Below are 9627 nucleotides of genomic sequence, written 5' to 3' on the forward strand. Positions count from 1 at the left end.
TGATCCGCCCTCTGCCGCTCGGCCGCCCTGTGCTACGCCGACGCGGAGCAGTTTAGGGCCCGTGTTCGGTATCACGCGGCGTGACCGGGGCCCCTCTCCCGCCCGCGGCGCGGACGTGCCATGATGTGCGCGTTCGACGGCGCAGTGGGCCGCCGGGCCCCACAACTCCATACCGGCCGCTCGAACCCGCGCGGGAGAGCCCGGAGTACCCCCTCAGGTGGTACAGCCGGCGCCGAAGGAGCAAGTCCTCCCCGGAATCTCTCAGGCCCCCCTACCGCACGGGTTAGGCACATCTGGAAAGCGGCGCACGGCCCTGTCGCGCGCCCACCCACGGTGCAAGCCGCCATGCTGTCCTGGATGCTGGAAACAGCTGCGGGCAGGTGGGCGGTGAAGCTCTCAGGTTCGACGACAGATGGGGAGACCCACGCCGCCGCATGCCCGCGCGCAGGGGTCGGTCCCCGAGCGGGCCCGGTTCCGGCGCGTGCACCCCTGAGTGCCCCGACCGAGGAGTTCCTGGCCATGTCGTCCCTCCGCCTGACCGCGCTCGACGCGCTGCACCGCGCCCTCGGCGCGACCATGACCGACTTCGCCGGCTGGGACATGCCGCTGCGCTACGGCAGCGAGCGCGAGGAGCACCTCGCCGTCCGCAACCGCGCCGGTCTGTTCGACCTCTCCCACATGGGCGAGATCACCGTCACCGGCCCGCAGGCCGGCGAGATGCTGGACCACGCGCTGGTCGGCTTCGTCTCCGCGCTGGGCGTGCTGCGCGCCCGCTACACCATGATCTGCGCCGAGGACGGCGGCATCCTGGACGACCTGATCGTCTACCGCCTCCGCGAGGACGCCTTCCTGGTCGTCGCCAACGCCTCCAACGCCCAGCTGGTGCTGGACGAGCTGATCGCCCGCGCCAAGGGCTTCGACGCCGTCGTCACCGACGACCGCGACACCTACGCGCTGATCGCCGTCCAGGGCCCGGAGTCCACCGCGATCCTGGCGAAGACCACCGAGGCCGACCTGCCCGGCCTGAAGTACTACGCGATCCTCCCGGCCCAGGTCGCCGGCCGCGACGTGCTGCTCGCCCGCACCGGCTACACCGGCGAGGACGGCTTCGAGATCTTCTGCAACCCGGGCGACGCCGAGGCCGTCTGGCAGGCGCTGACCGCCGCCGGCGAGGGCCACGGCCTGGTCCCCTGCGGCCTGTCCTGCCGGGACACGCTGCGCCTGGAGGCGGGCATGCCGCTGTACGGGCACGAGCTCTCCACCGACCTGACCCCGTTCGACGCCGGCCTGGGCCGGGTCGTCCGCTTCGACAAGACCACCAACGAGGGCGCCTTCGTCGGCCGCAAGGCCCTGGAGAAGGCCGCCGCCGAGGCCGAGGCCAACCCGCCGCGGGTGCTGGTCGGCCTGGTCTCCGAGGGCAAGCGGGTGCCGCGCGCCGAGTACACCGTGGTCTCCGCCGACGGTGCGCCGATCGGCCGGATCACCTCGGGCGCGCCGTCCCCCACCCTGGGACAGCCGATCGCGATCGCCTACGTGGACGCGGCCCACGCCGCCCCGGGCACCACCGTCGCGGTGGACGTGCGCGGCAAGCACGAGCCGGTCCAGGTCGTGGCGCTGCCGTTCTACAAGCGCGCCCGCTGAACCCCCACTCCCCCGAAGACCCACGTCGAAGCCGTCCGCGCGGCGGCCCGCTTCGTCGTACCCGCTTCCCATCCTGGAGAATGACGCCATGAGCAACCCCCAGCACCTGCAGTACACCGAGGAGCACGAGTGGCTGACCGCCGCCGAGGACGGTGTCTCCACGATCGGCATCACCCAGCACGCCGCCGACGCGCTCGGTGACATCGTCTACGTGCAGCTGCCCGAGGTCGGCGACGAGGTGACCGCCGGCGAGACCTGCGGCGAGCTGGAGTCCACCAAGTCGGTCAGCGACCTGTACTCCCCGGTGACCGGCGAGGTCGTCGAGACCAACCAGGACGTCCTGGACGACAACGGCCTGGTCAACAGCGCCCCCTTCGAGGGCGGCTGGCTGTTCAAGGTGCGCGTCGCGTCCACCGGCAAGCTGCTCACCGCGGACGAGTACAACGCCTTCATCAAGGCCTGACCCACTCGTGACCGGGCGGGCCGCAGCGCGGCGGCCCGCCCGCGCCGACCACCCGTCGCCCGCCACCCTTCCGAGGGCGCGCTCCGCACGGCACCCCTGATCCTCCTCCACCGGGAAGACCACACCATGACGGTTCTCAACCAGTCCCTGCACTCCCTCGACCCGGAGATCGCCGCCGCGGTCGACGCCGAGCTGCACCGCCAGCAGACCACGCTGGAGATGATCGCCTCCGAGAACTTCGCCCCGGTGGCGGTCATGGAGGCCCAGGGCTCGGTGCTCACCAACAAGTACGCCGAGGGCTACCCCGGCCGCCGCTACTACGGCGGTTGCGAGCACGTCGACGTGGTCGAGCAGATCGCGATCGACCGGATCAAGGCCCTGTTCGGCGCCGAGCACGCCAACGTCCAGCCGCACTCGGGCGCGCAGGCCAACGCCGCCGCGATGTTCGCGCTGATCCAGCCGGGCGACACCATCCTGGGCCTGAGCCTGGCTCACGGCGGTCACCTGACCCACGGCATGAAGATCAACTTCTCCGGCAAGCTCTACAACGTGGCCGCGTACCACGTGGACGAGAAGACCGGCCAGGTCGACATGGCCGAGGTCGAGCGCCTCGCCAAGGAGCACCAGCCGAAGCTGATCATCGCCGGCTGGTCCGCCTACCCGCGCCAGCTCGACTTCGCCGAGTTCCGCCGGATCGCCGACGCCGTCGGCGCCCTGCTGATGGTGGACATGGCGCACTTCGCCGGCCTGGTGGCCGCCGGGCTGCACCCCAACCCGGTGCCCTACGCGGACGTGGTCACCACCACCACCCACAAGACCCTGGGCGGCCCGCGCGGCGGCGTCATCCTGTCCAAGGCCGAGTGGGCCAAGAAGATCAACTCCGCGGTCTTCCCCGGCCAGCAGGGCGGCCCGCTGGAGCACGTGATCGCCGGCAAGGCCGTCGCCTTCAAGGTCGCCGCGTCCGAGGAGTTCAAGGAGCGCCAGCAGCGCACCCTGGACGGCGCCCGGATCCTCGCCGAGCGCCTGCTCCAGGCCGACGTCGCCGAGGCCGGCGCCTCGGTGCTGTCCGGCGGCACCGAGGTCCACCTCGTCCTGGTCGACCTGCGCAACAGCCAGCTCGACGGCCAGCAGGCCGAGGACCGGCTGCACGAGGTCGGCATCACGGTCAACCGCAACGCCATCCCGAACGACCCGCGCCCGCCGATGGTCACCTCCGGCCTGCGCATCGGCACCCCGGCCCTCGCCACCCGCGGCTTCCAGGCCGAGGACTTCCGCGAGGTCGCCGACATCATCGCCGAGGCGCTCAAGCCCGCCTTCGACGAGACCGTCGCCGCCGCGCTCAAGGCCCGCGTCACCGCGCTGGCCGAGAAGTACCCGCTGTACCCGAACCTCTGATCACTCCGGTGATCGCCCGGGCGGGGTGACCGGCCTCACCCCGCCACGGCACCTGGGACCCCGGGGCACCGCGCACACTGGTAGGTGCGCGCGGTGCCCCGACCCGTGTCGTCCCCCGCCCGCCCGTACTTCCACGAGACCAGACAAGGACGTCCCCCGTGGCCATCAGCGTCTTCGACCTCTTCTCCATCGGCATCGGCCCGTCGAGTTCCCACACCGTCGGCCCGATGCGCGCGGCCCGGATGTTCGCCCGCCGCCTGCGGTCCGAGGGCATGCTGGACGGGGTGACGAGCGTGCGTGCCGAGCTGTACGGCTCGCTGGGCGCCACCGGCCACGGACACGGCACGCCGAAGGCCGTCCTGCTGGGCCTGGAGAACAACTCCCCCCGCACGGTCGACGTCGACCAGGCAGACAAGGACGTCGAGCGGATCACCGCCGAGAAGCGGATCAACCTGCTCGGCGACCACCCGATCGACTTCGACCCCGACACCCAGCTCGTGCTGCACCGCCGCCGCTCGCTGCCCTACCACGCCAACGGCATGACCCTCTGGGCCTTCGCGGCGGACGGCTCCACGCTGCTGGAGAAGACCTACTACTCGGTCGGCGGCGGCTTCGTCGTCGACGAGGACGCCATCGGCGCGGAGCGGGTCAAGCCCGACGACACCGCGCTGCGCTACCCCTTCCGCACCGGCGAGGAGCTGCTGCGGCTCACCCGGGAGACCGGGCTGTCGATCTCCGGCCTGATGCTGGAGAACGAGAAGGCCTGGCGCTCCGAGGAGGAGATCCGGACCGGTCTGCTGGAGATCTGGCAGGTCATGCAGGAGTGCGTGCGGGCCGGCATGTCCCGCGAGGGCATCCTGCCCGGCGGCCTCAAGGTCCGCCGCCGGGCCGCCGCGGCCGCCCGGGCGCTGCGCGCCGAGGGCATCGGGCCGGCCAACGCGATGGAGTGGGTGACCCTCTACGCGATGGCGGTCAACGAGGAGAACGCCTCCGGCCGCCGGGTCGTCACCGCGCCGACCAACGGCGCGGCCGGGATCATCCCCGCCGTCCTGCACTACTACCTGAACTTCATCCCGGGCGCCGACGAGGACGGCATCGTCCGGTTCCTCCTCGCGGCCGGTGCCATCGGCATGCTGTTCAAGGAGAACGCCTCCATCTCCGGTGCCGAGGTCGGCTGCCAGGGCGAGGTCGGCTCCGCCTGCTCGATGGCCGCCGGCGGCCTCGCCGAGGTCCTCGGCGGCACCCCCGAGCAGGTCGAGAACGCCGCCGAGATCGGCATCGAGCACAACCTCGGCCTCACCTGCGACCCGGTCGGCGGCCTGGTCCAGATCCCCTGCATCGAGCGCAACGGCATGGCCTCGGTCAAGGCCGTCACCGCGGCCCGGATGGCGCTGCGCGGCGACGGCCGCCACCACGTCTCGCTCGACAAGGCGATCAAGACCATGAAGGAGACCGGCGCCGACATGAAGATCAAGTACAAGGAGACCTCGCGCGGCGGTCTCGCCGTGAACGTCATCGAGTGCTGAGCGGCTTACCGCCGCAGCACCGAGCCCCCGGACGGGAACCGTCCGGGGGCTCGGGCGTTCCGGGGGCTCCCTCTCGCCCCCCTCGGCAGGGCTCCTCGTGGGCTCCTCGTGGGCCTCTCACGGGTGTCTCGCCGGTTCTCGCGGGCCCCTGGTGCGCTGCCGGAAATACCGCCGTACCGCTGGCCGGCCGCGGACAACTGGGCCATAATCTGCGCGAGTTGGTTCACCACCGGGGGGAGTGGATGACCTACCAGCCGTACCACGCCGCCGCGCAGGCCACCGCGACCGCACCGGCCACCACAGGCGCGCAGGCCACCACAGGCGCGCAAGCCGCCACAGCCACGCAGGGGCCGCCCGGCCACGCCTTCTCCGAGGCCACCAGACTGCTGTCCGCCGGGGTCTACCTGGACCCGGAGCTGCGTCGGCGCGTCGTCTCCGAACTGGTCGAGCACGAGGAGCGCTCCGTCCCGCCGTCGCTGGGCTTCGACCTCGTCACCGTCCTCGCCCACGCGCTCCGGGCCCGGGCGCTGGAGTTCCGCACCGGCGCCGTCCTGGCGGCCGTCTGGGCCGGCTTCTTCGTCACCGCCTACCTGCCGCTGCTCACCCACCCGCCGTCCGGCTACGGCTCGTCCCACCCGTACCGCGTCGCCGGCGGCTCCTCCGCGGGCAACACCTTCGACGACCTCACCCGGTACGCGACGCCCTACCTGGCGAACACCGCCCTCCTGTACGCCCTCGCCTGCCTGCTGTCCTGGTACGCCAAGTCCCCGGACGTCCGCGAGGACGCCCTGTACGCGCCCGCCGCCCCCGCCGTCGCCCGGCCCGCCGCCCGGCGCCCCGCCAACGGGCTGCTGTCGCTGGCCGCCGGCGTCGCTCACGCCCTGTACTGGGTGGTGGCCCTGCTCGCGCTGCGGGACTCCCACCTCCTCGGCGTGCTCTTCCCGCTGGCGCTCGCCGCCACCGTCTGGGTGCACCGGCTGCTCGTCGCCGGCACCGTGCGCCGGGAGCTCAACCGCGAGGACTTCCTCCGGCTCCGGCCACGACAGCTGCCCGCCGGACCGCGCTACGCCCGGATCGGCGCCGCGATCGGCGCCGAGCAGTACTCGCCGCTCGTCGTCTACGACCCCGCCGACCCCTTCCTCGGCGCGGGGACCCCGTACCAGCCCTGGTCGTTCGTCCTGGAGCTGAAGCGCCGCAGGACCGGGCCGGCCGCCGCCCCGACCGCTGCCGCCCCGACCGCTGCCGCCCCGACCGCTGCCGCCGCGGCCTCCCCGGCCGGGGAGCTCACCGCCCGCGCCGTCCTCGACCTGATCGTCCCGCGGCTGCTCGCCCTGCGGCAGGCCGCCGCCTCGACCAGCCTGGACCGGCTGCGGGACATGGAGGTCCAGGAACTGGTCTTCCTGCCGTACGGCCCGCGCCGCGCCGACGTCCCGCGCGACCAGGAGACCGTCGCCCGGCACCTGACCGCGGCGGTCGACGAGGGCGCCGAACGGCGCCGGCACTTCCTGCGGGTGCGGGTCGGCGCCTGGGACGAACAGGTCGTGCTGTCCGTCCTGCTCCGGGTGCACACCCAGGGCCGGCTGCTGGTGCTGGAGGTCGTGCCGCACGTCCTCGGCCCCGTCCGCCGCGACTACGAGCTGCTCGCCGACGCGGCCGCCCTGCGCGGCACCCGGCTGAACGGCGGACGCCCCGCCGTGTCGGCGTTCACCGCGGGGCCTGCCGCACTGCGCGCGCTCCGGCACCCCGGCGGCGCGGCCGGCGGGGACGGCGAGGCCGTGGTGGCCGCCCGACCGGTCGTCTCCGTGCGCGAGCTCGCCGCCGAGCCGACGGTCTCGCTCTTCCAGGAACTGGACGTCAACCGGTACGTGAAGACCATCGAGGAACGGATCATCGACGGCGTCCGCGAGGCGCTGCACTCCGAGGGCTACGAGACCGGACGCTTCGAACAGACCGTCGTCCAGGTCCTGGACGGCGGGATCCACATCGGGTCGATGAGCGGCGGCGCGGTCGCCTCCGGCCCCGGCGCCACCGCCCGGCACAGCCCCGCGCCCGAGGGACCGCACGGGGAGAAGACCGGGTGACGCGTGGACAGCGTGACGAGGGAACGGCATGGCGGGTGGACGGCATGGCGGGTGGACGGCATGGCGGGTGGACGTCGTGACGAGGGAGCGGCTTGACGGATGGACGGCTTGACGAGGGAGCGGGGAGACCGGCGATGAACGGTGAGACGGACCGGCGACAGCCCGGGCAGGCCGAGCAGGGCGGGGTGAGCGGCGGGGTGTCGATCGGGCACCTGTCCGGCGGGGCCGTCGCGGCCGGCGACCGGGCGAGTGCGGAGGACCGGTCCCAGCACTCCGGAGCGGCCGCACCCGCAGCCGGGCCTCCGGCGGCCGTGGAGCTGCCGACCGCGGCCCCCGGCGGGATCGCGATCGGCGCGATGAGCGGCGGCGCGGTCGCCTCCGGCCCCGGCGCGCGGGCCGTCGACTCCTCCGTCCACCTCGACCCGCAGACCCGCCTGCTGCTCACCTCCGTCCGGCAACTGAGCGCCCAACTCCCCCTGCTCGCACGGGCCGAGGGCGACGGCGTGGACGAAGTGGCACACGAGCTCGACGCCGTCCGCACGGCCGTCGAGGAGACGGGCACCGCCCCCCGCACCCGCCTGGAACGGCTGCGGGACCTCCTTCGGGGCTCGGCCACCGTGGTGTCCGGCCTCGCCTCGGCGCTCGCCGTCGTGCAGGCGATCGAGGGACTGCCGGGCTGAACCGGGACGAGGGACGACGGGGGGAGCGGGCGTGGGGGTCCATTGGGACGCGGACCGGCAGCAGTGGGTGACGGTGCCCGACGGGGGTGCGCCGCCACCGCCACCGCCGCCACCGCCGCCACTGCCTCCGCAGGCGCCGGCTTGGGCAAGCTCGTGGGAGCCGCCGACCGAGCCTCCCCCGCTGACGACGTCCGGGCCTCCGAAGTCGCCGACCGTGCCGAAGCCGCCGAAACGCCGTCCGCGCGCCGAGGGCGGCGGGCCCCCGGGGCTGCGGAAGCGGCGGACGATCGTGCTGGCGGCCGTCCTCGGGGTGCTGATCGGAGCGCTCGGGGGCGGCGCCGGGTACCTGTTGACGCGGCACGAGGGTTCGGGCGCGGCTGCCGGGCCGGGCTCGGCCACGACCGCGGCACCGGCGGCGCCCGCCCCGTCCACGCCCTCCCCGTCGGCAGCCTCCCCGTCGGCGGCGCCGACCGGCCCGGCCGCCGCCACACCAGCTCCCACGCCGACCCACGCCGGACCGCAGCTCAGACTCGTCCAGGACCCGGCGGGCTTCGACCTCCTCGTACCGGAGGGCTGGAAGCGGCGCACGAAGGACCCCTCGGTCTTCTACGACTCCCCCGACGGCACCGGCCTGATCCAGGTGTTCCCGATGGGCGAGTTCACCCCGTACGACCGGGCCGTGGCCACCGACGCCGACCTCGCCCGGAACCCGTCCGGCTTCCCGGGCTACCACCGGATCCGGCTGGAGCAGACGCCCGGCGGCGGGGCCGAACTCGAGTACGCCTACAACCTGGGCGGCGGAGTGCGCCGCGTGGTCGACCACATCCTGGTCGGCCCGGACGGGCAGGCCCACGCCCTGCTGGTGGCCGGGCCTGAGGCGAGCTGGCCCAGCCCGTCCGGGGACCTGCTGCACTCCGTGGTCGGCTCCTTCTGCCTCACCGGGCACTGCCCGTCGGGCTGACTCCCACCGCCGTCAGGTCCCCGAGGAAGGCCCTGATGTCGGCGATCACCAGGTCCGGCTCCTCCACCGCAGCGAACTGGCCGCCCCGGTCCGGCCCCGTCCAGCGCGTCCGGTCGAGGCGGTGGAGGCGGGGGAGCGGGTTCTCCGGATCGGCGTCCGGAACAGCGATGCGAAACGGGTGGGTGCCCGCGGACACGCCCCCGAGTCCCGGCGCCGCCGAAAACTATGTAGACCGGTCCACATACTCTGCCCCCTCCCTGGGCGCGATCCACCCCCGAAGCATTTTCTCTAGACCGGTCGACATATTCCCCCCTGGCCGCCCAGACCTCACCATGCGGCACCACGCCCCGCCCCGCACGAAGACGGCCTACACATCCCCCTCCCAGCGCAGGAAGTCGGCCGGCCCGACTTCCTGCACACCGAACCCGCCGCCCAGGGGTTTTTCTCTAGACCGGTCTACATATTCCCCCCATCCTCCCACCAAGCCGCCAGGCAACCACACGGGAAGTCGACCTGACCGACTTCCCACACAGGACGGCCGGGCCAAGACGCCGAGACCACGGACCCAGGCGCCGGCGCGCCCGACGCCTCGACGAGACATCGGCACACGCCGACAGCACCAGAAGTCGGCCCGCCCGACTTCCTGCGCACCGCCTTCCGCCCAGACGGTCCTCTCTAGACCGGTCTACATATTCCTCCCACCCTCCCATCAAGCCGCCAGGCGGCCGCATGGGAAGTCGACCCGGCCGACTTCCCATGCAGAGCGAGCGGGCCATGACCTGACGGACGCCGAGACCACGGACCCAGGCGCCGGCGCGCCCGACGCCTCGACGAGACATCGGCACACGCCGACAGCACCAGAAGTCGGCCCGCCCGACTT

8 protein-coding genes and 1 riboswitch are annotated in these 9627 nt (G+C 73.3%); of the genes, 7 read left to right on the forward strand and 1 reads right to left on the reverse strand.

What is annotated here, in order from left to right:
- Positions 1-181 precede the first annotated feature (181 nt).
- Positions 182-287, forward strand: a riboswitch (glycine riboswitch).
- A 232-nt stretch (positions 288-519) separates the two neighbouring features.
- From gcvT to ACIRS1_RS29700, 7 genes are all read left to right on the forward strand, one after another.
- On the forward strand, positions 520-1641 hold the full coding sequence (gcvT, locus tag ACIRS1_RS29670) for a glycine cleavage system aminomethyltransferase GcvT (RefSeq protein WP_360204757.1): 1122 nt from the start codon (positions 520-522) through the stop codon (positions 1639-1641).
- Between the two features lie 88 nt (positions 1642-1729).
- The gene (gene gcvH / locus ACIRS1_RS29675; RefSeq protein WP_360204755.1) at positions 1730-2104 is read left to right on the forward strand and encodes a glycine cleavage system protein GcvH; all 375 of its coding nucleotides are present in this window, start codon (positions 1730-1732) and stop codon (positions 2102-2104) included.
- A gap of 126 nt (positions 2105-2230) precedes the next feature.
- Complete coding sequence (gene glyA / locus ACIRS1_RS29680; protein WP_360204752.1) at positions 2231-3499, forward strand: serine hydroxymethyltransferase; 1269 nt, start codon at positions 2231-2233, stop codon at positions 3497-3499.
- 158 nt (positions 3500-3657) lie between these two features.
- On the forward strand, positions 3658-5025 hold the full coding sequence (locus tag ACIRS1_RS29685) for an L-serine ammonia-lyase (protein WP_360204750.1): 1368 nt from the start codon (positions 3658-3660) through the stop codon (positions 5023-5025).
- A gap of 242 nt (positions 5026-5267) precedes the next feature.
- A complete protein-coding gene (locus ACIRS1_RS29690; protein ID WP_402845084.1) occupies positions 5268-7106 on the forward strand; it encodes a hypothetical protein in 1839 nt (612 codons plus the stop codon).
- Between the two features lie 134 nt (positions 7107-7240).
- Entirely contained in the window at positions 7241-7786 is a 546-nt protein-coding gene (locus tag ACIRS1_RS29695; RefSeq protein WP_402845086.1) for a hypothetical protein, read from the forward strand.
- Positions 7787-8000: 214 nt separating this feature from the next.
- Positions 8001-8747 (forward strand): hypothetical protein, encoded by a 747-nt coding sequence (locus ACIRS1_RS29700; protein ID WP_402845087.1) that lies wholly within the window; start codon positions 8001-8003, stop codon positions 8745-8747.
- Here the strand turns inward: ACIRS1_RS29700 and ACIRS1_RS29705 are convergent.
- Positions 8722-8943: a hypothetical protein gene (locus ACIRS1_RS29705; RefSeq protein ID WP_402845089.1), complete on the reverse strand. Its 222-nt coding sequence runs from the start codon at positions 8941-8943 to the stop codon at positions 8722-8724. The genes ACIRS1_RS29700 and ACIRS1_RS29705 overlap by 26 nt on opposite strands.
- Positions 8944-9627 lie beyond the last annotated feature (684 nt).

Origin of the sequence: Kitasatospora sp. NPDC101176, assembly GCF_044768035.1 — a bacterium.
Lineage (GTDB): Bacteria > Actinomycetota > Actinomycetes > Streptomycetales > Streptomycetaceae > Kitasatospora.

What these genes read in the sequence shown, in the direction of transcription:
- gcvT (WP_360204757.1), top strand. Translation starts at nt 520, where the DNA reads ATGTCGTCCCTCCGCCTGACCGCGCTCGACGCGCTGCACCGCGCCCTC.
- gcvH (WP_360204755.1), top strand. Translation starts at nt 1,730, where the DNA reads ATGAGCAACCCCCAGCACCTGCAGTACACCGAGGAGCACGAGTGGCTG.
- glyA (WP_360204752.1), top strand. Translation starts at nt 2,231, where the DNA reads ATGACGGTTCTCAACCAGTCCCTGCACTCCCTCGACCCGGAGATCGCC.
- ACIRS1_RS29690 (WP_402845084.1), top strand. Translation starts at nt 5,268, where the DNA reads ATGACCTACCAGCCGTACCACGCCGCCGCGCAGGCCACCGCGACCGCA.
- ACIRS1_RS29695 (WP_402845086.1), top strand. Translation starts at nt 7,241, where the DNA reads ATGAACGGTGAGACGGACCGGCGACAGCCCGGGCAGGCCGAGCAGGGC.